This is a genomic window from Streptomyces sp. NPDC052036 (assembly GCF_040680495.1).
In the GTDB taxonomy this organism is placed as follows: domain Bacteria; phylum Actinomycetota; class Actinomycetes; order Streptomycetales; family Streptomycetaceae; genus Streptomyces.
Map to the genome: position 1 here is coordinate 1 of NZ_JBFAWW010000060.1, position 24,551 is coordinate 24,551.

Consider the following 24,551-nt stretch of genomic DNA (forward strand, 5'->3'; position numbering starts at 1 on the left):
ACGCACCGACCGCTCCCCGACCCTCAGGTCCCGGGCGATCTCCCCAGTCGCATCCCCACGCTCGAACCGCTCGGCAGCCTCCAGCCTCAACCGCTTCCGGGCCGCCTGCGCCTCGGGCGTGTACCCACCCGCCTGCGCATACCTCACCACCATGGCGTACCGCAGGGATCAAGGAACGTCATCCCCTCGGGCGACTACGAGTTCAATCGGAGTACGACGCGGCAGGCATCGCCGTGATCACGGACACCGACCGGGACGAGGTCTCCTGGCGGGCGGGCGCCGCCGGACGGCTGCTGCTCGGCGGCGGGGACGAGGTGCAGGTCGAGGCGGGGGAGGATTTCGAAACGGTCTGGCGCTCGGGATTCGCCGCGCCCGGGGCGCAGTACCTGATCCTCACGGACGCGGGCGACCTGGAACTGCTCAACGGCGAGCACGTGCGCCTGAGCAACGCGCGCACCGGCCCGATCGAGGCGCTGGCGCTGCGGGACGCCGCGCCCGCAGCCGACATCACCGCGGCCAGTTTCCTTGTGCGCGAGGGTAAGAAGCGCCGAATGACCGTGGCGCGCGAGCAGGACGGTCGGCTCCGGATCAGTGAACGCTTCTCGGGCGGTGGCGGGGGGAGCTACGCGCTCACCGGGCCGCTGGTCGACTGGCTGGAGCAGGAGGGAACCGTGCTCACCTGGATCCTGCTGCCCGTCAACGGCGCGAAGTCGAAGGCTTGGACGCTGTGCCTGACGGACTCCGTCGGCACCGTCCTGTGGAACGAAGGCAGTCCGAGCCCGGCCGCGCCGGTGTCCGCGGGAGCGTCGTACCCCTACGGCGGACCGGAGCTCGGGGCCGGCGGACGCTTGCGCCACCAGTCGCTGACCTCACACTCCGGCTCACACACCCAGGTCCACCAAGAGGTCGGGGATCTGGTGCTGCAGTGCAACGCCGAGCACCGCGCCGTGTGGTCGACCGGCACCGAGTGGGTCGACGGCGGATGGACCGAGCTGACGGCCGACGGCGACCTGGTGGTGCATAATCCGCACGGCGCGCCGGTGTGGAGCTCCGGCACGGCCGGTTCGGGCGCCCGACGGCTCGTCGTCCGGGACGATGGCCGGGTGGAACTGCTCGACGAGGACGGCACATCGGTGTGGTCGGTGGACGCACACGCCTCCTGCGACGCCCCCGCCATGGACACCCCGCGCGGCGCAGTGCTGCGCCGGGGGCAGACGCTCCGTCGGCACACCCTCACCTCCGCCGACGGCAGCACGGTGCTCGGGCACCGGGACGACCGGCGACTGGTGCTGTACGGGGCGGACGGGACGTCGCTGTGGTACGCGCACCTGGGGGACGCGGAGCGGCCGGGACTGCTGCTGGACGAGAACGGCATGCTACGGACCCTCGACGACGAGCGGCCGGCGCTGGGCGGTCCGGCCGACGAGCTTCGCGTGGAGACGGGAGAAATCCGCCTGTGCCGCGCGGACGGCACGGTCGTCTGGCGCAACGGCGAAGAGGTGACCGAACCCGGCGCCGCCCTGGTGGAACCGGCCGAGGACTTCGAGGCGTGGATGGAGGAGCTGACCGGCCACGTTGCATACTGCACGACCGTCGTGCACGACACGAGGCCCTGCTGCGGCCGGGCGCCGAGCCGGACCGCGTCCGAACGGGCACCTGGGACGACCTGCTGACACAGAGCGAGATCGAGGACACCGGCCTGGACGACGTACGTGTGGCCGCCTTCGCCCTCGGCCCGCACACACTGCTCGTGGAGGACAACGGCCTCTTGGGGATCAACAGCCCGGCGCTGTCCCGGGGCACCTTCGCCGTGTCCTGCTACAGAAGTATTAACGCGGACACGAACTTCGTGGTGTACCGCGACGGCGAGGTGGTGGCCGACCACTCCGAGGAGGGTAGTGCGGAGCCGAGTACGCCGGAGGTCCGAGCGGCCATGGCGGCCATGGGCTCGGACGATCCGTTGGAAACCGCGTTCGACGACGGACTCGAACTCCTGTGCCGCACCGCCGGCGTGCGGCCGACGGTGGCGGACGTGACCGGGACGGCAAGGTGGGTGATCATTCCCGCCCTCTGGTGAACCAGCGGACTCGCCGGCCGCCACGGGCCACCGGGCACTGCGCCGGTAGTGTCGGCCAGGTGCCTTTCTGATCCGTGCACGACAATCACGGATCATCGCTAATCGGGTTGCTGTCGTGATCGCGGCGTCCTACTGACAATGCGCGATACCTGGTATGTCGGCGGCAATGGAGAGATCGACGGCAACGGCGGCAGCGCGCAGCTTCGATGCAGACCGCATCGGCGAGCTGATGCAGACGATCGTGGAGCACAACGCGGCGTGGGAGGCGTGGTTCACCTCGTGCGGCATTGATCCGCTCCGGGTGCGCTACCAGGAACTCGATGCCGACATGGCCGGTGTCACCGAAGGCATCCTCAACTTCTTCGGGATCGAATTGCCTGACGGACGCGGGGTCGTGCCCCGGCACAAGCGTCAGGCCAACGGGCTCAACGACCAGTGGATCGACCGCTACGGGCGGAGTCGGCACAGCACTGAAGCGCCCCCGAGTTCAGCGTGCGTGCATCAGAGCTGGGTGTCACTGCCCGAGGCGATCCGCCGGTGCGGCAGAGCATCGGTCGTCCGGGACGCGATCACACGTTGACTCGTACCGTGGCATTCATGGGCAGGGACGGTGTTCCCCGGCTGAGGCTGGTTGTGGTCACGGACGACGACAAAAGGGCTCGGGCGAGTAGCGATGGGGCGGGGCGTTCCCGCTCACGTCCACGCCGAAGCCGTCCTGTCCGCGCTGCTGGAGGCCCGTCCCGCCGGCCTGACGATCGTCCAGCTGATGGCGGCCACCGAGCGCACCCGCGCGCAGGTCCACACCGGGGTCGCGCACCTGCGCCAAGTCGCCGCGGCGAAGGGGCTTCCGCCGGTGACCTGGGACAAGACGCGGGGCTACCGGATGCTGGACGATGCGCCGGAGGTCTGGATCGGTTACGAGCGGCCGTTTTTCGAGTACGTCCGCCACCGGGTCGCCAACTTCATCGCCGGGATTCTCCTGCCGCACCAGAAGAAGAAGCCGGACGACCTCTATATCCGCACGGTCATGGCGCAGATGGGCGCGATCGAGTCCACCCTGCACCTCCTCTCCAACCTGGAGTGAACCCCCGGAAAGGCACCGGGTCGCGACCACTCCGCAGTTGGTCCCCCTTCAGGTCGCGGCCCGGCACCCTGTCATGCCGCTGCCCCGCTACCGCTACCCCTCCGACACCAGCGACTCCGAATGGGCCCTCCTGGAACGGCTCCTGCCCGCCCCCGCCTGCCAGACCCCGAAGGGCGGGGCCCCGGAGAAGTGGCCCCGCCGCCGCGTGGTCGACGCCATCCGCTACATCACGGACAACGGGGCGAAGTGGCGGGCGCTACCCGCCGACTTCGGCATCCCCTGGCGCACGGTGTTCGGGTATTTCGCCCGCTGGGCAAAGGCTGGCGTCCTGCGGCACATCCTCGAGTCTGGGCGGACAACGGCTACTGCGGAGACGAGTTCAGCACCTGGGCACAGACCGCCCTCGGCATCACCGTCAAGGTCGTCTCCCGGCCCAAGGACGCCAAGGGCTTCGTCTTGTTGCCCAAGCGCTGGGTGGTTGAGCGGTCGACTCCATGGACGATGCGGGCCCGCCGCAACGCGGGGACTACGAACGCCTCATGTCCCACGCCAAAGACCACATCAAGTGGGCCTTCATCACCCTCATGACCCGCCGCCTCACCCGACGGAACCGCCGGACCGAGGCGGTCCCAACTCCCCTCGCCGCAGCCGCCTGACGATCCCTCCGGCAGTCGTTCGGTTCGGCGTCCACCGACGCTCAGCCGAACGGCCAACCCGATCACCACCCAGCTCCAGGACACCGTGACCTGCGGAAAGAGGATGTGACACAGACGCTCAGCAGGCAGCAACTGGAACGGCTGGCCGGCCTCGGCCTGGAGTGGGCCGCGCAGGCGTCGGCATAGCCCAGGTCGATGCTCTGGTAAACGAGGGGCTGGCACCCGAGGCACCAAGAGGTGCCAGCCCCTCCTCCCGCGCGCAACCCTCACCCCCACGGCAAAGGCGCGCGGAAGCATGCAAGCGGCCGCCCCCGGCAGGGGAGCTGAAAGGCGGCCGCCCACAAACCCCTACCGCCCCGCACACGACGGCAGGGGGACCACACCACACGCCCGCTCCACACACACCGCGTTCTACGCGCAACAAACGGGCGCAAACGGGCCGCCGGTGACCGCGTGGTGGGCTCCGGACCTTAGCCGGGGAGCACTTGGCCCGGAGCACCACAAACGCCGGCCCGAGGAGGAGAGGAGGCCGCTTCATCCGCCCCACCCACAGCAGAGCGCTAGCTCCCCAGGGCCGAACAACCCCGCCGCGGCCGGACACATCCGACTCTTTCAACACCAGCACCCACCCGCAAGATCACCCCAGCAAAACTGCCCCGGCGGGCAATTTCGAATGCCCCTTCTGTCCACGTCGTACAGCACGAAGTAGAACGGGTCGGCCGAGGAATCCCGGCGGATCTGCCGGGTGCGGATCAGACAGATGACGGCCTCGCGGACTGCGTCGTACACACCGCGGCGCCGATGCTGTGCTGCGGTGCGGTGAGCGCGTCGGCCTTCACCGTCCACCGCCCGCCTTGGAGCTCGACGGCGATGAACACGGCACGCTGCTGCTTGGCCTGCCTGTACTACGCGGCGTTGAAGGCGTCCATGCCGGTTGCGTCCGGAAACCGGGACAGCGGGGCAGGGGATCGGCGGCGGCTCCATGAGGAGCATCCTTGCAGGGGCGCGGGCCGGGAGGTGTCGTGCGTTGCCGCAGAGCGTGTCCATGTGCGCGTGGAATAGTTGGTGACACATGCACCGGTTTGGACCCCTCACGCCGCGCCGGTGCGGTCCGCGGCTCCGGTACCTCCCCGGCGCCGGAGCCACGTCAACTTCTTCCAAGGCATATGAAGGTCCCGATCTCCCCTGGACGGTCGGGACCCGAAGTCCTGCCCGACAGGCGACGAGCAGGACTGCCTTGATGCGCTCACTTGGTCTCGCCGTCTCCCGCCGCGAGGAGCTGCCATGAGTACCGCAGTTGTACGCCGTGGTCCAGCAGCCACCGGATCTCGCGGTAGCGCAGGTCGTGTGCGGTGTCCGGCTCGATGACGGCGGCCCAGCGCACGATCACCGTGCCGACCGCGCCCGTCTGAGCCAGATTCCGCACGCGGAGCCAGCCTTCGCGGCGCAAGGGGTCCGGCTCCCCGTACGGGTCATTGATCAGCTCCGTGATCGTCAGACCGCGCGCCGTCGCGAGCGCGCGCCCTTCGGTTTCGGCGCGTTCCGCGGCGAGTGTAGGCAGGGAGCTGCCGCGCTCAGCGCACACGTACCGCACCGCGGCACTCAGGCCGACGCGAACTCCCAACTTCGCCTGCGGTCAGGGTCTTCACGCTACGAGGGGAGGGACAGCCGGGCCACCACACAACGAGGTGGTGGGTGAGGAAACATCAAGCCGGTAGGGCTCCGAGCGAGGCAAGGATCTCGCCACCCGGGCCGTGCACGTACCAGGCGAGGTGCGCTGCCAGCACGGTGGCGTCGACGGGCAGATCGACGGGCCCGATCAGTCGCGCCACATTTGTCTGGTCGAACTCCTTGGCACAGCGCAGATAGGGGCGGTAGACACCGATCTTGTGATTCAGGAAGTGGTCCGCGTCGGTGAACCCTTCCACGCCGTCCTGGATGACCGCCTCAGGGATCTCCAGGATTTGGGTGAGCGCCCTGAAGGTGTCCCGCAATGGCGTGGAGTGGGCGTTCGTCAGATGGTAGACGCCGGTTCCCGTGTCGGTGAGCGTGATCTGGACGGCGGCCCGAGCAGCCGCGTCGACGGGGATGTAGTTGGTGCTGCCGTCGGGCAGGCCGTTGATCCGCAGTGGCGATGGAGGTTCACCGCCGGCGCCGCGCAGTTCCCCTACGCCGAGGGCAAGGCCCAGCGCGAGGTTGTACAGGCCGCTGGTGGTCGTCGCGGCGAGGGTGCGGCTGTGTCCGATGACCAGGCTCGGGCGGAAGATCCGCATGCTGTCGAAGGGCTCTGTGCGAACCTCGCACTCACTGACGACCTTGCTGTACTCGTACCAGTTGTTGACGGCCATTGATGGGTCGGCCGGGTCGGCGGCGATCCAGCCGTTGCGCCGTCCCGCGACCAGTGCGCTGCTGATGAAGTTGAACGTCGCACAGCGTGCGGCCCTGGCGAGGCCCAGCGCGTTCCTGGTGCCGTCGATGTTGCGGGAGACGACGTCCTCTTTGCGCTCGTACTCGTAGGCCATGGAGGCGGCGACGTGCCAGAAGTGGACCGCGTCGCCGGTGGGCGCCGCGCCGAAGCCCGGCTCGGTGATGTCGCCGGGGATGCCGTGGCAGCGCCCTTCGATCTCGGGTGCGAGGTCAGGGCGACCGTAGGCCCTCGCGGCACGCTGGAGTTCCGATTTGAGCCGGGTGTCGGCGTCGAGGCCGGGCCGTGGACGGACCAGGCAGGTGACCTTCGCGTCGGTGCACTCCAGCAGCTCCAGGACGATGGCGCCGCCGATGAGGCCGGTGGCGCCAGTGACGAGGTGGTGTTCCACTGCTTCTCCCAGAGACGGGTGTGTTCGATGTGCTCAGTCATCGAGAGCGATCAGTGAGCGGGTGACGGTGTGCCGGTTGTGCCAGGTACCGGCGGCTGATTCGGTGAGAGACCGGCGGCCGGATCAAGTTCTCCGGCAGCCTCCTGGTGCCCCTCCCACAAGGGGTGCCCCGTTGCGCCGCCCGGCACGTACGCTCGCTGCGTTGGCCGAAAGCCCTGGTAGTTCCGCTACAGGGACTTTCGGCCGTCCTGCGACCTGGGGTTCCCCCACGCCCGAGGCTGTGGGGGGCACCCGACAACGCTCCTTCCGGGCAAACCTTGCCGGTCACGGCACTAGGCGCGGGCTCGCAGGCCCAGCCGGGGGATGTGATAAATGCGGCGGCCGTCCACCCACAGCCAGCACTCGGCGAAGACGGTCCGCTCGTCGGGGCGTTCCAGGATCCGGGCCTCGACAGTGACTTCCTTGTCGGTGGGGAGGACCTGGCCGCGGAACTTCCAGCTCAGCGGGGAGACAAGTTCGTAGCCGGGCGACCCGAGATACCACTGCAGGGCCTGGACGATGGCCTCGATGCCGATGGAGCCGGGCATCACCGGGTCCTGGAAGAAGTGAGCTTTGAAGAACCACTCGCCCGGCTGCACCCGCTTGAGGGCGCTGATGTGTGCCAACTCGTTGTCACGGACGGTCCGGTGGCCGGCAATCTCGTCCAGCATCAGCAGCATCGGGCCGGGCAGCCCGCCACCGGGCGTCAGGCGGACCGGGGTGTCGTACAGCTCGGCCAGTCGCCGGCGGTCGGTCTCGGTCGAGGGGAAGCCGACCTGGTTGGCGAGCGCGGCCGTAGTGAAGGAGCCGAAGACGGCCGTGCCGTCCAGGAGGGGGCGGTCATCGACCTGAGCGGTCACCGCGAACGACTGGATGATCATCCCGTTGAGCTCCGAGAGCTCGGTGAGCTCGGCGCGAGTGGTGATCCTTCGGTCTGCCGAGGTCACCGTGGTGTGCAGGGCCAGGTCGCCGTCGAGATTACGGAAAAGCATCTCGTCGTCGCTGCGGAGCATGACGCCTCCGTAGGAGCTGAGCCAACCGCACGGTTGGAGTGCGGTTTCCAGCAGCACCGAGACCGGCATGACGCCGCCGGGGTTCTGGTTGAAGTACCAGGCGTCTGCGGGAACGTCGTACTCGGCGTGGACGACGCTTCCGGTTTCCAGGCCGCCGTAAGCGCCGGAGACGTCACGGATCCGGGTCACGAAGTGGTACGGCGGGCTCGGGAGCCGAGGTGCGCGCCGGGTCCCGTCGAAGCCCTCGCCGATGCGTCCGAGCGCTTGGGTCTGCGGACCTTGAGCATGGGCGAGCAGCGCGTTGTGGTCGAGGCGGATCCCGTCGATCTGCGCGGCGGGCCGCATGTCGGTCACGGGCTCGCTCTTCGGCGGCCAGTCCGGGACGAGTCGGACTGCCAGCCCCGCGACGTGGACGGCCTTGACACCGTCGGCGGTGAGCAGGACGTCGGCCGTGAGGGTGGGGTGGGGGCCCGCGCTGAACTCCCGCACGAACACCTCGTAGATGAGCTCCTTGCTCTGCGGAGTCACCTGCCCGCGGCACTCGATCCGGTAGGTCTGCTCGGGGACGGGTTCGAAGCGCCACGCGTCGCGGGTCAGGGTGCAGCCGGCGGCGGCGAGGTAGAACGACATCGCCTGAAGGCAGCCGTCCAGCATGAGGGTGCCCGGCATGCACGGGTCGTTGTGGAAGTGGCCGTCGAAGAACCAGTCATCGGGGCTGAGCGCCGTACGTGCCTGCAGATAGCCGCGTTGCCAGGGGCCCGCCGCACTGTCGAAGCAGACGACCTCGTCCAGGAGCCGCATGCGGCCCGGTGGGATACGCGGGGTCTGGACGTGCGCTTCGGCTGCCCGCCACTGCTCGCCGAAGCAGGCGGCAGGATGGCCCTGACTGAATGCTTCGACCTCACGCTCGGAGAACCGCTGTCGGGTGCCGCGGACGGGGGACTTGTCGACCTGCCCGGGGCCGGCCGGCGCGGTCTGGGGATCCCACAGGACTCCGCCGGTGTCCGCCAGTTCCTCGTCGGTGAAGTAGCCCGCCTGTCCGTTGCGGACGGTCAGCATCGGTCGGCCATCGACGCGACAGTCGAACTCGAAGGTGAACAACCGCTGGCTGTCGTTGATCACATGGTCGACAATCCGGATCTCGTAGTCGAGCAATGCGCCGGTCGGCGGCGGCGGCGCGTGGTACACCGCTTCGGCGCCCAGCAGGCGGTACACACGGCGGCCGCGGTTGTCCAGGTCCGCGCCGAGCCAGCTGATCAGCAGCAGGTCGGCCTGTCCGGCCTCGATGACCAGGCCGGGCGGCATGCGTCCGGTGTGATCGAGATACCAGGCCCCCGGGGTGAGGTCCGTCTCGGTCCATATCGTCCCCGTTGCCAGGGAGCCGGGGACAGCATCGATCCCGGTGACCCGGTCTGCCAGCAGCAGCGGTGGCCGCGGCATGCGAGTCTGCCGCTCATCGTGGTCCTGGACCGCGAACATCGGCCCGAACAGCCGGGAGACGTTCCCCTGGGCGAGGTATTCGAGGTCCTGCCGGCTGAACTTTGGCCCCGGCCGCTCGTGTGATGCGGTGGGCGGCGCCACCGGAGCCGGCGAGGGGACGATCCGGCGGCGCGGCCGGGACGGATCGAGGGCGCGCGACGCACGGGGCAGTGCGGCAGCGATCCGGGCCTGCTGCGCCAGGAACCGCAACTGTGCTTCCTGACTGGTCGCCACATGGCCGAGGTGGACGGAGGAGACCTGCGCGAGTTGCTCGGCCAGCAGCTCCTGTACGAACCGGGCCGGCGCTGGTGCCGCAGTGGGCGCGGCGGGGCTCGGGGACGCCACCTGCGGCAGGGGCGTCCGGGACGGGACGACGGCCGGCACGGTGGCCGGGGGGGCGGCCATGTGCTCCGAAGGAGTCGCCGACGCTACCGGAGCGGCTCGCCGGGGCGTCGGAAGGTGGGCGGGAACGCGTAGGACGGGGCCGGATTCCTCGGCTCGGCGTGCCCGTTCGGGCCGGGTCGCGGGCACACCGGTGGCAGCCAGTTCGGCGAGTGAGCCGAGCAGGCCGTCGAGGCCGCCGTCGCGCAACGGGTCAAGGGCGACGGCGAGATGAGGGCGCGTCCCCAGAACGCGTCGGATCCAGCCGGTGCACAGGCTCCCGGGGCCGTGTTCGACGAAGATCCGGACGCCGTTGTGGTACGCGTGCTCGATGGAGGCGGTGAAGTCGATCGTGCCGACACACTGGTCAGCGGTGGCCTGCGCGGCCCGTTCGGCCGTGACGTCGTAGGGCCGGCCGGTGGCCCCGCTGTAGAACCGGACCCCTGGAACGGGCTGTGTGGGCAGCAGGTGCAGCTCGTAGAGGCGGTCGCGCACGGCGGCTGCCTCGGGGACGTGGGCGGCCACGTCGTAGTCGAGGAGGAGCGCGTTCGCCCCGTCCAGCCGGGCCAGGGCGGAGGCGCACGCGTCCTTCTCGCCGCCGATCACGCACCGCCCGGGCGCGTTGATCGCCATCAGGTGAACGGCGGGCAGATCTGCCAACGCCGTTCGGACCTGGTCGGCGTCGGCGTCGATCTGGTATGCGGTCCACTGAGTGCCGTGCACGCCGGCGTCCGCCCAGGCGGCGCGGACGGTGTCCATCGGGCCGCCGAGTTCGGCGGTGAACAGGCCGGATGCGCGGGCGGCGGCATACAGGCCGGTGGCGTCCTGCCAGGCACCAAGTGCTGCCAGTGCGGCGGCTTCCCCGGAGGAGTAGCCGATCGCCGCGGCCGGCTGAATGCCGAGGACCTCACGAGTGATCTGAGTGTGCAGCGCAGACAGGAACGCCGCACCGCTGATCTGGTCCATCGCGTCCCCGGGGCGGCCGTCCTGGCCGTAGGCCCAGCCCACCAGCGGTTCGAGGGGGCCAAGCCGTCCGCGCACCGCGTCGATGAGCTCGGGGAAAGCGCGCAGCAGCTCACTGCCCATGCCCGGGTACGCGGCCGAGCCGTTGGTGTAGACGAAGGCGATCTGTCCGTCCAGCGGTGTGTCGCGGTACGCGACGCCTCGCGGAAGGAGCGCGCCGCTGTGCAGCGACTCCCGGATCGCCGGTGCCCGTCGGGTCGCCGCGTCAGCCGAATCGGCGACGACGGCGAGCCGAGCGGGGCCGCCGTCGCCGCTGCGGCCGGCCTCCAGAGCTGACAGCGCGGCAGCCCGGTCGCCCCCGGAGAAAACCGTCACCTGCGCGAGCGCCGGCATCAGGCCTTGGACGTCCGCCCTCTGCAACTGCGTGCGTCGCAGGCCGCCGTCGCATCGGGCCGTCGCGATCTCCACGCTGCGCAGCATGCGCGGGGGAGGTGAGCCGGTGGGTACCTGCTGGTGGTGCAGGGCAAGGGCGCCTGCGGCCACGGCGAGCAGGCCGCGTGCCGCGTGGCTGTGGCCGAAGAGCGTCGCGGGGTCGAAGTCCGCGCCCTCGCCGAGGAGGAAGTCGGCCGCCTCGCCTGCCGACTCGGGCAACAGAGCGAGCACCGGGTCATCGTCCCTGCGGGCGTCGTCCAGGCGCTTCAGGACCAGCACGACCGCTGCGTCAGCAGGCCGGTCAGGACACCCCAACGCGTCTACGGCTGCCGCGTGGACCGGCTCGGAGGACAGGTCGACAGCCCCGACGACGGCTGCGTCGACCTCGCCGCAGCGCAGCGACCGGGTGGCGAGGTCGAGAGCGACCAGGCCGGACTCCTCCTCGGCGAGCACCGCGTAAGCGGGGCCGAGCAGGTCGAACTGGATGCTGATGCGATTGGCCGTGCCGTTGGCCATCATGCCCGTCAGGCCTGCCCCGCTCAAGCGGGGGCCGATCGGCTCGTCGAGACCGGTGGGCCTGCCGTGGTGGGCAGACCAGGCATCCAGCCGCCAGCGGGCGGTCAAGCGCGCGCCCTCCGGGTCGCAGGCCGTGCCGATCAGCACCGAGGTGCGGCGAGGAAGTTGCAGGCCTGCCACGGCCTCCCGGGCCGCTGCCAGAACCAGCAGTTGCTGGGGCAGTGCTTCCTTCAGGTCGTTCGGGGGGAACCGGAGCCCGGTCAGGCCTATTTCGACGTCCTGGCGGTCCATCTCCGGAGCCTGGCCGGTGAACAGAGCAGTGCGGAAGTCGCCGACCCCGGTCCCGGACCCGGCGCGCAGCCCGAGGGCGACAACCGCGATCTGCGGCGGCTGCTCAGGTGTGGTCTGCCGGGGCCTGCTCCTGCGGCCGGGTGGGGCCGCGACGGCGTCCGGCGGGTCGATGACGAGGTGGGCGTTGTTTCCGCCGAAGCCGAACGCGCTCAGCGCGGCGCGCTGCCGGCCGTTCCACGGTTCCGCATGCTGGAGCAGCCGGAAAGGTGCCTCCCGCAGGGATTCGATGGGGGAGTCGATCCCGGGTGTGCCAGGGCGCAGCCCGGAGCGGAAGGCGCCGAGGATTTTCAGCAGCCCAGCAATTCCCGCGGTCGCCAGCAGATGGCCGACATTGGCCTTGGCCGAGCCGATGACCAGATCGGTGGCATCCTTGAACACGGCGCCGCTGCTGTGGACCTCGACGGCGTCGCCCACCGCCGTCCCGGTCGCGTGGCATTCCAGCAGCGTCACCGTGGACGGGTCGAGGCCAGCTTCCGCGTACGCCGCTCGCATCGCCTCCTCCTGGCCGCGCGGGGAAGGGGACAGGAAGCCTCCGGTGTTCCCGTCGTTGGACAGGCCGATGCCACGTATGACGCCCAGCACGGTCCGCCCCGCCCGGACGGCGTCCTGGTGGCGCATCAGAGCGACAAGGCCGGCACCTTCACCCGGGATCATGCCGTCGGCGTGCCGGTCGAAGGGGAGGGGCCGGCCGCTGAGACTCAGCGCGCCGAGTGAGGCGAATCCCACATGGATCTGCGGGCCTGCGGCCCCGCTGACCGCACCGGCGAGCATCAGGTCGGCGGACCCGTCGTGCAACCGGTCGCAGGCCGTCTTGATCGCGTACAGCGAGGACGCGCACGCCGCCTCCAGGCCGAACGCGCCCGCCTCCAGGCCGAGTGCCTGCGCGGCGCGCACCATCGGCAGCCCCGAGCAGAAGCGGTCCGAAGGATGCGGCCGCCGCCCCGCTGATGCGGAGGCGGACCGGTCGTCCGGACCGTCGAGGCCGAGCCGGTCCAGCCACACCTGTTCGGCATAGGCGGTCAGGCCGCGCCAGGCGAAGCCAAGGTTGCCCATGACCAGACCTGCCCGCGCGGGCGGGCCGTCCCAGTGGGCCTCACGCAGCGCCTGCCGTCCGGCGTGCAGGATCCACTGGAGCGCCGGATCCCAATCGGCCACAGACTCGGCGTCGACGGCGAACCCGGATGGGTCGAAGGCCCGCTCAAAGCCTCGGACGAGTCCGGAGACGGGTCGAAAGCCCTTGGGCAGCCACTCCACCACGCCGAGATCGGGCCAGTTCTGCGGCAGGCCCCATTCGTCCGGGGTCACCTCGCTCAGGCTCACCCGCCCGTTCTCGATTTTGGTCCAGAAGGCGGCGGGGTCGAGCGCTCCGGGAAGCACGCACCCCTGTCCCACGATCGCGATCGGTTCGAATGACACGCTGCTCGTCCTCCATCAGTACTGCTGATCGGTGATCACGTGCGGGGGTTGAGTGCGACCCCGAGGAATTCGGCGTAGAGGGTCTGGTCCTCGCGCAGCAGGGCGATATCGCAGAGGGCTCGCTTCCCGGCCCGTTCGCGACTGCGCAACAGGCAGTGCAGGGTCCGGCCCGCAGGACCGAACCGGTGCCTGCGGTACTCCTCCAGGCCCACAGGCGCGACGGGGAAGCCGAGCACGTTCTCACCCCACAGGACCGCGAGTCGCAGGGCGGCGTCGGCGGTCATGGCTTCGAGGTGCGGCACGTCCCCCGACGCGCCGGTGCCCCCGAGTTCCAGCAGGGCGACGGCGCCGGGGGCGCCAACCCGCACGCCCGCCGCCGGCATCCGCAGCACGGCACCGCGGCTCACCACGTCCCCGCCGTCCTCGCCGCCGTCAAGCGGGGGCAGATACGGATGGTCGGGCCAGACACCGCCGCCCAGGGTCCTGCCGAGTTGGGCGACTGCCTCGACTCGTGAGGGCGCACCCAGCAGCCGCAGCTCCAGCTGATCGCTGCGGGAGAAGCCCTCGACGCGCACGCTGCCGCAGCCGTCCGGTGTGGCCGCGGCGCCTGGCGCGTCGAGAACGATGTCGCGCAGCGTCACAATCGACTGGTCCGGGATCCGGCCACGCGTGGCCGCGGTGAACAACTCCACTGCCATGGCCATTGGTTGGAGGCCGAGCGGGAAGCTGAACCCACCGGGCCCATGCGGTTGTCCCGTTTCGTCGGCAACCGGCGTCTCGGCCCTCAGAGCTGGCGGGTCGGGGAGCTCCTCGACCGTCAGGATGACATGTGCGGGACCCTGTCCGTTCCGCAGCTCCGCCACGAAGGCGCCGGCTCCGGCACGCAGCGGGATCAGATCCAGTCCCTGCTGCCCGAACCGGGCAGCGATCTCCGGGGTGACCATGCCGCCGTCCCAGGGGCCCCAGCCGATGGAACGGACCAGGCAATGCGGGCGTCGAACGCGTTCGACGGCGGCGATCTGGCCGAGAACCTCATTCGCCATGGCGTAGTCACTCTGGCCCGGGTTTCCGGCCCATGCCGCGACCGAGGAGAACAAGCACAGCAGTCGCAGCGGGTCATCCCGGGTGGCGTCGAGAAGCAGCCGCAGACCGTCCAGCTTGGTGGCGAGGACCGCCTCGTACTGGACGGCCGTCTTGTCGGCGATGTACTTGTCGTGCACCACGCCCGCAGCGTGGATCAGACCGGTTAGGGGCCCGAACACCTCCCGGACTTCGTCGAGTGCGCGGTGCACCGACGCAGCGTCGGTGACATCCACCGGGAAGTACCGCACTTCGCTGCCACTGGCCCGCGCAGCGGCCAGAGTCTGGCGCACCTCGCGGACGGCAAGAATCCGGCGTACCCGAGCCAGGATCGCCACCGGGCCGGAGCCCGGATCGCGGGAGGCCAGTCGCGCCACCAGAGCCGGCTGGTCGAGAGCGTCCTCCAGCCCGGGGGGCTCCTCAACGAGCTCGGTCCGGCCGAGAATGGCGAGCCGAGGCCGATACCTGACGGCCAGTTCGGTGAGCACCGCCGGCGTCACCCCGCGGGCGCCGCCCGTGACGACGACAACACTGTCCTCGTCGAGTGGGGCGTCTGCGAGCTCGGCTCCGTGGGGGGCGACGACCGTGTCGAGGATCACGCGCCGGCCGTCGAGGGGCAAGCCCACATTGAGGGCCGGCCCCCCGGACACCAGCTCGGCGACGATGGCCTCGGCGACCGCGGCACTGTCGCGGGGGCCGCGAGCGCAGTCGATGGCCTTGACGCAGGCCGCGGGCCACTCCAGCGCCGCGGTCCGCGCCAGAGCGGCGATACCGCCGAGCCATGCCCGATCCCCGTGCCCACCACTCAGACCGAAGTCGCCGCCGGTGTCCTGGACGACGGCGAACAGGCCACCGTGCGTCGCCATCACGGCAGCGACCTCCTGGGCCGCCGTGAACACCTCGCGCATCACGGTCAATGCGTCCTGGGGCGCCCCAACGGGCGCCATGCCACCGAGCAGCAATACGGCGCTCGCCCCGCTCAGCGAGCCGCCCTCGACCGCCTCGATCCCGCACGCGTGCAGCCTGGTCACCACGTCCCGGGCCAGCCCGCTGCCGCCGTCCACAACGTGGACCACAGCTCCTGTCAAGCCACCCATCCCGACACCTGCGGACGGCAGTTCCACGGCCCGCACCACGCGCCGCCGCAGCGCCGATTGCCTCTGATCAGCCAGCGCGTCATTCACCCTCCTCGGCCGAGTCCCCACCGGGTTCCTTCCCGTGCTGGCCCGTCCCCGGCGTGCCGGCGGCCAGCTGCTCGACGATCGCGTCGACGGTGCGCAGTTTGAACAGGCTGCCCGTGCCAGGAGAGTCGGAGCCGGGCAGCCCGGGGACGCGCTGCCGAAGGGCGGAGAGGATCTGCACCTTCTTGATCGAGTCGACACCGAGCTCCGACTCCAGATCCATGTCGGAACCCAGGAGTTCGACGGGATACCCGGTTATCTTCGCGACGACCCCCAGCACCAGCTCAGAGCTCAGCACGGTGGTGGACGGCTCGGGAGCAGCCGCCACGGGCACCACGGCGGGAGCAGCCGCCACGGGCACCACGGCGGGAGAGACCGTGGGTAGCGGGGCTGTCGGGGGGGCTACGGACTGGGCGGGCAACACGGGTGGAGCCATGAGCTCGGGCGCCGGGGCCTGGAATGCCGACCGCACAGGGCTTTCGAGCTGCGGGGACGCTTCCCGGACCGGGGCGACGAGCGGCGCGACGACGCCCGTCGCGGGGGCGGCCTCGTCCGCGTCCGCCAGGCCGCCTGTCATTCGGCCCATGATGTTGTCGACGAGCTGCAGGTACGACTGGTGGCCGGCCAGCAGGGCCTGCTGGAAAGCTGCCTGGGCCTGGGCGGTCTGCCGCTGGGTCTCGGCCAGGACCTGCAGCCAGTCCGGGTCGGGTGCGGTCTGGTACTGCGGCATCGGTGTACTCGCTTTCTCGGTGGACGTGTACGGGAACGGAACAGATGCGGGAACGGCGGCCGGCTCGGGCCGGGACTCCGTCGGGAGAACGGCCGGGGACGGTGCGGCCGGCGTGCGGACCGGTGCGACCGGCTCCGCGTCGGACGGCGGGTAGGGGCGGCCGTACTCGGCGCCATTGATCTTTACGGCCGCTGGGCCAGGGGGCCGGACCGCCGGGTCCGGTGTCGGCCACAGAGCCTCGAAGTCCAACTCCACGCCGTTGACGGCCAGTCGGCCCAGAGCGGTGAGCAGCGACTCCACTGAGTTCGCGCCTTTGCGGTCGAGGTTGATCGCAAGGTGTGGCCGCTCTCGGAGGATCGAGCCGACCATCCCGGTGATCGCGGACCCGGCTCCGACCTCGACGAAGATCCGGCTGCCCGCGGCGTACATCGCCTCGATCTGGTCGACGAATTGAACCGGTGAGGCGCCGTGCACGGACACCATCTCGCGCAGCTTTGTCAGATCCGGGCCGTAGGGCTCGGCCGTCAGGTTGCTCCACACCTCGGTCACCGGCGGCGACAGCGGCTCCGCGGCGAGAAAGTCGTGAAGTGCCGCGTTCGCGGAAGCGACCAGGGGGGTGTGCGCGGCGATGACCACATCAAGCCGCCGCGCCCGTACGCCCTGCGCGGCGAGCCGCGCTTCGAACTGCTCGACCGCTGAGACCTCCCCCGACACCACGACCTGGTCGGGTTGGTTGTGGTTGGCGAGCCAGACCCCTTCCGTCCCCTCCAGTTCCGCCTCGACCTGTTGCAGCGGGAGGTTTACGGCCAGCATTCCCCCCGGAACCTCCGAGGCCGAGCCCATCACCTCCCCGCGCCGCCGGGTCAGGCGCAGCAAGGTGTCCGCGTCATACACGCCCGCCGCGTGCAGGGACACCAGTTCGCCGAGGCTGTGCCCGCCCAGACGCTGGGCCCGTAGTCCGAGCACGTCGAGTACGGCCAGCAGTGAGAGGCTGTGTGCGGCCAGCGCGGGCTGGGCCCACTCCGTGCGGGTCAGCAACTCGTGCTGTGCCGCACGCTCGGCCTCGCTGAAGCCCGGCTGCGGGAAGACCACCTGGTGCAGCGGTACCGGCCCGAGTTCCAACCGCGCCACCCGGTCCCACACCGCGCGGGCGGCGGGGAAGGCCATGGCCACCCCAGAGCCCATGCCCGGATACTGCGACCCCTGGCCGGGGAAGAGAAAGGCGAGCGAGCCCGGTTCGGCTTCCCCGGTGGTGTAGCTGACTCCGCCAGGCGCCGTCATCGGCTTGTCCGGACGCAGCGCCAGGAACCGGTCGAGCTTGGTGCCGGCCTCCGTCGCGTCGGCGGCGACGAGGGCCAGCCGACACGTGACGGTTCGGTCGAACGTTCGCCTGCTCTCCCGAGCCGCCTCGGCGAACGGCAGTTCGTCCAGCAGTTGACGGGCCCCGGCCCTGAGAGTGTCCAGCGACGCGCCACTGAACAACAGGAGTTCCTGCGGCAGCGCGTGGTAGCGCGCTGGTTGCGGCCAACCGTGATCGGGGCGGTACTCCTCAAGGGTGGCGTGGTAGTTGCTGCCACCGAAACCGAAGGCCGACAGCGAGGCCCGGCGCGGATGATCGTCTGCCCTGATCCACGGCCGAGCCTGCGTGTTGAGGTAGAACGGACTCTTTTCGATCTCCAGCGCCGGGTTGGGGCGGGCGACCTTGATCGTCGGCGGAAGCACCTTGTGATGCAGCGCCAGTACGACCTTGATCAGCCCAGCGGCGCCGGCCGCCGCTTTGGTGTGTCCGATCTGCGACTTCACCGTACCCAGAGCGCACCAGGCGGTGTCGGCACTGTCTGCGGCGAAGACCTCCCGCAACGCGGCGAACTCGGCAGCGTCCCCGGCTCGTGTCCCCGTGCCGTGCGCTTCGACCAGCTCGACCGTGGTCGGGGAGTAGCCGGCAATCTCGTAGGCGCGCCGCAGTGCCCGCGCCTGTCCCTGCGGTTCAGGCGCGTAGATCGCGCTGCCGCGCCCGTCGGAAGACGCTCCGACCGCCCGCAGAACCGCGTACACGCGGTCACCGTCGCGCTCGGCGTCGGCCAGACGTTTGAGGGCGACCATGCCGAGGCCCTCACCGATCAGCGTGCCATCGGCGTCCGCGTCGAAGGGTCGCACCTCGCCGGAGGAGGACAGGGCGGGGGTCTTGCTCATCGAGACGTACATCAAGGGGTTGTTGAGCGTGTCCGCGCCGCCGGTGAACATCACGTCGGCGTGGCCCAGGGCGAGTTCATTCACCGCGGCGCTGAGGGCGGCCAGCGAACTGGCGCAGGCCGCGTCGACCGTGCAGTTGATGCCGTGCAGGTCGAAGCGGCTCGCGATCCGCCCCGCGATCACGTTGGAAAGCATCCCTGGGAAACTGGACTCCTGCCAGGGAACGAACTGGTCGGCGATCCGGTCGCAGGCCGCCTGCGCCTCTTCCTCCGGTATGCCCTGCTGCCGCATTGCCCGCAGCCAGACAGGTCGCTGGATACGAGCGGCCATGGTGCCGAACATGGGGATCGAGCCGCTGCCGAGGATCACACCGATCCGTTCTCGGTCCAGCGGGCCCGCCAGGTTGGCTTCTGTGTCCGCCAGCAGCCGGTCGGCCACGACCAAACCGAGCAACTGCGTTGGGTCAATGGCCGGCAGCGTCGCAGGCGGGATGCCGTACACGAGGGGGTCGAAGTCCACAGCGGGCAGGAAGCCGCCACGCCTGCAATATGTCTTGTCCGGAGCGGACGGGTCCGGGTCGTAGTAGTCGTCGACCAGCCAGTGCGTCGACGGCACCTCGGTGAGGAGGTCCTTGCCGGCGACGACGTTGCGCCAGTACGACTGGACGTTGGAAGCACCCGGTAGCAACGCGGCCAGTCCGACGACGGCAACGGGAACCCGGTCAGGAGCGCGGGACTCGGACATGGACGGCACCTCTCGACAACGGGGCGGGAAAGGGGGCAGGTTGCTTGAAGTGAGAGTCAGGACAGGAGGCGGGGAACGTAATTGCCCGCGCACGAAACGCGGACGCCGTAACTGCGCAACTGATGGGTACGGGTGACCACCGCTGCGCCCTCCATCAGGTTGCGGGCGATCTGCACGACCGTGCAGTGCTGTTGCTCGGCCAGTGGGCTGCCGGCCACCCACCGGTTGAACGAGCCGATCGCGGGCCCGCACCAGACCTGGTAGTCCGCTCGCCTGGACGGCTCGCCGGTGATGGCCCAGCGGCTGGCCTGACCCAGATAGGAGCGGAAGACCAGGGCCATGCGGTGCTTGGGGTCACGCTCGGCGACTGCGATCTGATCCGGGTCGCGGTCGGCCCAGTACCGACGAGTGGCGGCCCACGCCTCGTCAAAGCCGGCCCGCAGCAGGTCGCGTTCCATCCGGTCGCGAACCCCCGTGGGAATCCGCTCCAGCGAGTCGTAGCGGCAGTAGGCCTCGTAGAGTCCGGCCGCGCGATTCGCGTACATGGTGCCGCGGCGCAGCACCTGCACCTTGATGCCGTACTCGAACATGTCGGACGCCGGAGCCATCGTGACATCGGCCAGGTCCGCCTCGGCGAGCAAACGTTTCACCTCGTCGGAGGTACCGGCCTCGACCGATCGCTGGTTGACGGTCCCCGTCACGACGTAGTCCGCCCCGCAGGCGAACGCCGACGCCACAGCGAGCGGATCCCCCAGTCCGCCGGCAGCACCGACCCGGACGCGCTCGGCGTAACCGTGACGGCGGGAGAGGGTGTCCCGCAGGGCCAGCATCGCGGGCAGAATGACCGTCAGCGGACGGTTGTCGGTGTGGCCACCGCTGTCGGCCTCGACGGTGACGTCCGTCGCGAGCGGAATCCGCCGGGCGAGTGAGACCTCGTCAGCGGTCAGCCGCCCCTGCTCCAGCAAGGCCCGCAGCAGCTCGTCGGGAGCCGGAGACATGAACTTCTCAGCCACCTCGGGGCGCGAGACCTTGGCAAACAGGCGGGTCCGCCGAACGATCCTTCCTTCCGGATCTGTGTGCAGGCCGGTTGCGGCGCACCGCACGACCGCCGGAGTCAGGTCCATGAAGGCGGAGACCGACACATTCACCACTCCGTGGTGGTGAACCAGGTCGACCACGCGGTCCTCGTAGCCGGGTTCGTTGGGCGAGTGGAGCAGGTTCACACCCCAGTTCGGCGAGGAACGAAGCGTCTCGGACAACTCCCGGAGGGCCGCTTCCACTCGTGCCGCACCGAGCCCGCCGGCGCCGAAGAAGCTGAGCATGCCCGCCCTGGCCATGGCCACGACCATGCGGGTGGTCGAGATCCCGTTCGCCATCTCGCCTGCGATGTAAGGGAAGCGGACCCTGTGCGTCGAAGCGAAGGTGGGATCGCCGAGCCACTCCGGATACATCGCGGGAAGCGACCCCAGGGCCTCGAAGCCGCCGCCGCCAGGCCGCAACTCTCCCCCGTACCCAACAGCCCTGACCGCTCCGTCGCCCACGACCTCCAGCCGGCGCCGAGGGTCGGCGAGGAGTGCTCCGATCTCATCAGGCGTGACGGCTGCCGGCCACACCCCCGGGTGCCAGCGCAGAGGTTCACGAATGAGGAGAGGAACAGGCGCTCGGCCGGCTTCCAGTGAATCGCCGGGCTTGTCTGAGAAGACCACCCACACCGCCTCCCGAACTAGAAACTCAAAATGGGGTATTGGACGGCCGGGAATTATCTGACAACGGAAGAACCGGCAGATTTCCCCTGGCTTTGATTATCGGACTCTGAAACGGCAATTCATGCACGAAAGCGCCGCAGACCGTGAGGCTTGCCACCGAATCCGTACACCGCGACTACCCCATCAGCCAGGGAAGTTAGCACGAATTATTGGTGTAAACGACATGGCCATCCCGGCCCACCATGCTCGACACGAAAGTGTCGTAGATCCCGAACTCTCTTCGCGACGTGAAGATAGCCGCGCCGTTCCGAGGCGTCAACATTAGAGCTGTTACCGAAAACAAGGTTGGTCGTCATTGCCGCTTCACTGGCGGATCTGCAAGAAATCGGGCATAGTCACGGCAGCCGTAAGTTCTCATCATGCCGACCTCGGGGCGGCGGAGGCGAAACCCGACCTAGGCTTGCGCATGCTGAAGCGTGCCGTGGAGTCCGGCATCCCGTTCGGGTGAGTCACGGCCGATGAAGTCTATGGGCAGACAAGCAGGATTCGTGTCCGGCTGGAAGAACATGACATCCCACACATACCTGCTGTGCCGAAATCACAGATGGTCATGACCATAGAGTTTTTCGGCCAGGCTCGCACACACAAGCTGATCGGCGAGCTTCCCGACGATGCGTGGACACGCATGAGCTGCGGCGACGGTGCTCACGGCCCACGAGAATACGACCGGGCCGCAGCAGCGATCCGACCCTGGCGGCGCGAGGGCTGGGACCACTGGCTAAATGGCACGACACAGTCTCACCGATCCTACGGATATCGCCAACTACGTCTGCTTCTGTCCGGCCGGGACCCCACTGGAAGAACTCGTGCAAATCGCGGGGTCCCGGTGGATGGTCGAGGAATGTTTCCAGACCGCGAAGAACGAGACCGGACTTGACCATTGTCAGGTCCGCGGCTACACCGCATGGTACCGGCACATAACCCTCTCCAAGGCCGCCCTCGCCTTCCTCGCCATCCTGCGAATGGAGGCAAAAAAGGAGATCCCGACACCGATGACGCTCGATCCCCCATACCCGTGACCATGAACGAGGCTCGGCGGCTCTTCAATCGAATCACTTCTCCCATCCGCCACGGCATCCAACATACACTCCACTGGACCCTCTGACGAAGAAGATGCCAAGCCCGGGCTCGCATCAGTCACTACAGACGAAGAGGGCATCACGGAGTGTCGTTGCAGTATTTCAGCCTGGCAACATCACGGGCTTTAGGACGTTGCCGCTCCGCGAGGCACACTCAGCCTCGTCAATGTCACTGAGCGGATAGACCTCGATCAATTTGTCGAAGGGAAACCGGCCTTGCTGCCACAAGCGAATAAGCAGTGGGATGAGCTGTTGCGGGACCGCGTCACCCTCCAGGATGCCGGTGACCTTGCGGCCTACCGCCAGGTCCATCGGAGCCAGTACGAGATTGTCGGTCTGGGCACCGACCGTGCCGAGGGCGCCGCGCGGGCTCAGGCCACCGATCGCCGCACTGATGACCGATGGCACCCCTGTCGTGTCCAGCGCGGCCCGCACTCCCCTGGTGCACGCGGCGAATCTGCTTGATCAAGTCATCACCGCCATGGCTGATCGTATGGATGGCTCCCTGCCTGCCGTCCTGCATCGCTGTCGCAGAATCAGGCCGACGACAACTGTGGGGTGGGCAAGGACGGGCAATGGGCCTGCTATCCTAAATGCTGGCTACAGTGCGCCACCTGGTGAACTGTGAACAATTTTACGACGGCTGAGTCACAGCGCCCAGCAATGAGCAGGGAACACGTGGCCTGGCGAGTTTGACAACTCGGTCGAGCCGTAGGGGTCCACTCCCGCTCGTACACGAACCGCCTGTCGGCAACGAGCTCGACGATCGGCTCACGCAAGGCGGCGCGGTCGGTACGAACTACCCCGGCGCCACCGCCCCCTTGCGGATCACCGAGGTCGCCGCATCTCACCCGCGCTGCGACGATCCTGGACCACGCCGGCCGCGCGTCCGCCTGGATCTGGGCTGAGAAGGCGGCGCCCGGGACAGGTCGTGAGTGCGCCTGCCCGATGTAACTGTATGTCACACCTGGAGAGTAGGACTCACAACTATGCGGAGCCATGCTTGAGATTGCCCAAGCAGCGCATAGATCTTGCGGTGGACCGATGTCCGCATCCACACCGGCATCGGCCGCAACACCGGGCGTTGCCCCTTGATCGTGGACACCCTGATCATTGGATCGTGAGGATCCATAGGACAGGAGCTCCCGTTGGGGACGTCGAAGTACTCGCCTGAGTTTCGGGCCGATGCCGTCGCGCTGTACCACGCCAGTCCGGGTGGGACGTACGCCTCGGTGGCCAAGGACGTGGGCATCAACCAAGAGACACTGCGGATCTGGGTGCGGGACGCCGAGACAGCCGCACGGCCCGGGGCGGTGGAGGCCACCGCGATGGAGAAGGAGAACCGGCAGCTGCGGGCGCGGCTCTGCGCGTCTGATCTCGCGTTTCGTCGGCTCGGACGATCTGCGACGCCACTTGTAGAACCACGCCTCCGACACGCCCAGGGCACGGCAGGAGGTGCGGTGCGGAATGTTGTGCACGGTCTTCTGGTCGCTGATCGCTGATCACCCCGACGAGCAACGCCGGGTCTGCCACGGCTACTTCACCCAAAGGACCATGCAGCGTTTGAGGACGTCACGCTCCATGGCCAGCTCCTTGTTGTCTTTCTTGAGCTGGGTGTTCTCCCGCCGCAGCCGCGCGAGTTCCTCACTCTCACCCGCCGACGCGGACCCGCCGGCCCTGCGGGCCCGCGACACCCAGTTCGCCAGCGTGGTCTCGTTGATCCCGAGATCCTGCGCGATCGGCTTGCCGGTCTCGGCAACGATCCGCACAGCCCCCTCACGGAATTCCGCGTCGAACTTCCGTCTCTTGCCTGCCATGCCCCTCAAATTCCCCTGCAGTCACGGTCTCTACGCTACGAGGGGAAGGTCTGCAGGCACTGGAGGCATTGCGCCAGCAGGTACTGGCCTGCGTCCACTGCCGACCGGACACCGCCCTTGGCCTTCTCGACTAGTTTGTCCTTCCGAGCAGCGTGCTGATATCGCCAGAAGCATCGGGTGGGGCCTGGGTCCCGGGGAGGGGCGGCAGCACGTTTCTCGTCCGCAATCCGCTGCTGATCCCGGTGGAGGGCGTCCGCTCGGGCCTCGGGGGGGACGGCCTCGCCGAGGGTGATCGCCGCCGTGTCAGTAACTTCAGTCAGCGAATAGCGGACGGGAGAACGGCTGGACCGTGTCGGCAGATTCAGGCGGGCGACGCCAGCCGGGAGCGCAGCACGCAGCGCTCCGTGCCAACGGATCCACAGCGCGGGGCGCCCACGGAGGGTCTCGTCACGGAGCTTGTCGACGGCAGTGCTGTCGTCCGCGCGGTCGATCTCCACGGCGATCGACGGACCCCCCTTGCGAATCAGGCGAAGATCCAGGTGAGCAGACCAAGGCAGCGAACAGTAGGAAACGCAGCCCCCGCTCATAAGCCGAGGCGGGTCGATATAGCACATCGGCGCCTCATCATACTCGCGGGTGCCAATCGTTCCGTGTCCGGTCTGCATGCGCATCCACTGGTGCGGCAGCACCTTGTTGATCATCTGGCGGGCCTTCCACCTGCGGCCCGCTCCGTCCGTG

General features: G+C 69.0%; 15 protein-coding genes and 1 pseudogene. 8 read left to right on the forward strand and 8 right to left on the reverse strand.

The genetic code is table 11. The annotated features are described in order from the left end of the window. The first annotated feature begins 233 nt into the window (after positions 1 to 233). The 5 genes and pseudogenes from AB0L95_RS39505 to AB0L95_RS39525 all read left to right on the forward strand — a co-directional run bounded on the left by AB0L95_RS39505 (position 234) and on the right by AB0L95_RS39525 (position 3,906). Positions 234 to 1,673, forward strand: a complete 1,440-nt coding sequence (locus tag AB0L95_RS39505) for a Curculin domain-containing protein (mannose-binding) lectin (RefSeq protein ID WP_365171112.1) — start codon at positions 234 to 236, stop codon at positions 1,671 to 1,673. Beyond that, positions 1,667 to 2,077 carry a DUF6461 domain-containing protein gene (locus AB0L95_RS39510; protein ID WP_365171138.1) on the forward strand — a complete coding sequence of 137 codons (411 nt, stop codon included), beginning with the start codon at positions 1,667 to 1,669 and terminating at the stop codon, positions 2,075 to 2,077. The genes AB0L95_RS39505 and AB0L95_RS39510 overlap by 7 nt, the downstream gene beginning before the upstream one ends. A gap of 154 nt (positions 2,078 to 2,231) precedes the next feature. After that, complete coding sequence (locus AB0L95_RS39515) at positions 2,232 to 2,657, forward strand: Stf0 family sulfotransferase (RefSeq protein WP_365171114.1); 426 nt, start codon at positions 2,232 to 2,234, stop codon at positions 2,655 to 2,657. A 93-nt stretch (positions 2,658 to 2,750) separates the two neighbouring features. Further along, on the forward strand, positions 2,751 to 3,161 hold the full coding sequence (locus AB0L95_RS39520) for a hypothetical protein (RefSeq protein WP_365171116.1): 411 nt from the start codon (positions 2,751 to 2,753) through the stop codon (positions 3,159 to 3,161). A 73-nt stretch (positions 3,162 to 3,234) separates the two neighbouring features. Then, positions 3,235 to 3,906 (forward strand): annotated as a pseudogene (locus AB0L95_RS39525) (transposase). 1,157 nt (positions 3,907 to 5,063) lie between these two features. On the opposite strand, the gene AB0L95_RS39530 reads toward AB0L95_RS39525, so the two are convergent. The 6 genes from AB0L95_RS39530 to AB0L95_RS39555 form a co-directional block, all read right to left on the reverse strand. Then, positions 5,064 to 5,402: a hypothetical protein gene (locus AB0L95_RS39530; RefSeq protein ID WP_365171118.1), complete on the reverse strand. Its 339-nt coding sequence runs from the start codon at positions 5,400 to 5,402 to the stop codon at positions 5,064 to 5,066. A 121-nt stretch (positions 5,403 to 5,523) separates the two neighbouring features. Further along, positions 5,524 to 6,633, reverse strand: a complete 1,110-nt coding sequence (locus AB0L95_RS39535) for an SDR family oxidoreductase (RefSeq protein ID WP_365171120.1) — start codon at positions 6,631 to 6,633, stop codon at positions 5,524 to 5,526. 332 nt (positions 6,634 to 6,965) lie between these two features. Further along, positions 6,966 to 13,223 carry a beta-ketoacyl synthase N-terminal-like domain-containing protein gene (locus AB0L95_RS39540; RefSeq protein WP_365171122.1) on the reverse strand — a complete coding sequence of 2,086 codons (6,258 nt, stop codon included), beginning with the start codon at positions 13,221 to 13,223 and terminating at the stop codon, positions 6,966 to 6,968. Between the two features lie 35 nt (positions 13,224 to 13,258). After that, positions 13,259 to 15,379, reverse strand: a complete 2,121-nt coding sequence (locus AB0L95_RS39545; RefSeq protein ID WP_365171124.1) for an SDR family NAD(P)-dependent oxidoreductase — start codon at positions 15,377 to 15,379, stop codon at positions 13,259 to 13,261. Between the two features lie 100 nt (positions 15,380 to 15,479). Continuing rightward, the gene (locus AB0L95_RS39550) at positions 15,480 to 19,151 is read right to left on the reverse strand and encodes a beta-ketoacyl synthase N-terminal-like domain-containing protein (protein ID WP_365171126.1); all 3,672 of its coding nucleotides are present in this window, start codon (positions 19,149 to 19,151) and stop codon (positions 15,480 to 15,482) included. A gap of 56 nt (positions 19,152 to 19,207) precedes the next feature. Further along, positions 19,208 to 20,650: a PfaD family polyunsaturated fatty acid/polyketide biosynthesis protein gene (locus AB0L95_RS39555; RefSeq protein WP_365171128.1), complete on the reverse strand. Its 1,443-nt coding sequence runs from the start codon at positions 20,648 to 20,650 to the stop codon at positions 19,208 to 19,210. Positions 20,651 to 21,639: 989 nt separating this feature from the next. Between AB0L95_RS39555 and AB0L95_RS39560 the strand changes: the two genes are divergently transcribed. After that, positions 21,640 to 21,936: a hypothetical protein gene (locus tag AB0L95_RS39560; protein ID WP_365171130.1), complete on the forward strand. Its 297-nt coding sequence runs from the start codon at positions 21,640 to 21,642 to the stop codon at positions 21,934 to 21,936. 162 nt (positions 21,937 to 22,098) lie between these two features. Here the strand turns inward: AB0L95_RS39560 and AB0L95_RS39565 are convergent, their stop codons facing one another. Further along, on the reverse strand, positions 22,099 to 22,431 hold the full coding sequence (locus AB0L95_RS39565; RefSeq protein ID WP_365171132.1) for an alcohol dehydrogenase: 333 nt from the start codon (positions 22,429 to 22,431) through the stop codon (positions 22,099 to 22,101). 713 nt (positions 22,432 to 23,144) lie between these two features. On the opposite strand from AB0L95_RS39565, the gene AB0L95_RS39570 reads away from it, so the two are divergent. Next, positions 23,145 to 23,498: a transposase gene (locus AB0L95_RS39570; protein WP_365171134.1), complete on the forward strand. Its 354-nt coding sequence runs from the start codon at positions 23,145 to 23,147 to the stop codon at positions 23,496 to 23,498. Between the two features lie 33 nt (positions 23,499 to 23,531). Here the strand turns inward: AB0L95_RS39570 and AB0L95_RS39575 are convergent, their stop codons facing one another. Continuing rightward, complete coding sequence (locus AB0L95_RS39575; RefSeq protein WP_365171136.1) at positions 23,532 to 23,813, reverse strand: transposase; 282 nt, start codon at positions 23,811 to 23,813, stop codon at positions 23,532 to 23,534. Between the two features lie 68 nt (positions 23,814 to 23,881). Between AB0L95_RS39575 and AB0L95_RS39580 the strand changes: the two genes are divergently transcribed. Beyond that, positions 23,882 to 23,947 carry a hypothetical protein gene (locus AB0L95_RS39580; RefSeq protein WP_365171140.1) on the forward strand — a complete coding sequence of 22 codons (66 nt, stop codon included), beginning with the start codon at positions 23,882 to 23,884 and terminating at the stop codon, positions 23,945 to 23,947. Positions 23,948 to 24,551: the final 604 nt, after the last annotated feature.

Bases quoted from the DNA above. Each gene is read 5' to 3' on its own strand.
- AB0L95_RS39550 (WP_365171126.1), bottom strand. From the start codon at position 19,151: ATGTCCGAGTCCCGCGCTCCTGACCGGGTTCCCGTTGCCGTCGTCGGA.
- AB0L95_RS39520 (WP_365171116.1), top strand. From the start codon at position 2,751: ATGGGGCGGGGCGTTCCCGCTCACGTCCACGCCGAAGCCGTCCTGTCC.
- AB0L95_RS39515 (WP_365171114.1), top strand. From the start codon at position 2,232: ATGTCGGCGGCAATGGAGAGATCGACGGCAACGGCGGCAGCGCGCAGC.
- AB0L95_RS39575 (WP_365171136.1), bottom strand. From the start codon at position 23,813: ATGGCAGGCAAGAGACGGAAGTTCGACGCGGAATTCCGTGAGGGGGCT.
- AB0L95_RS39560 (WP_365171130.1), top strand. From the start codon at position 21,640: ATGGCACGACACAGTCTCACCGATCCTACGGATATCGCCAACTACGTC.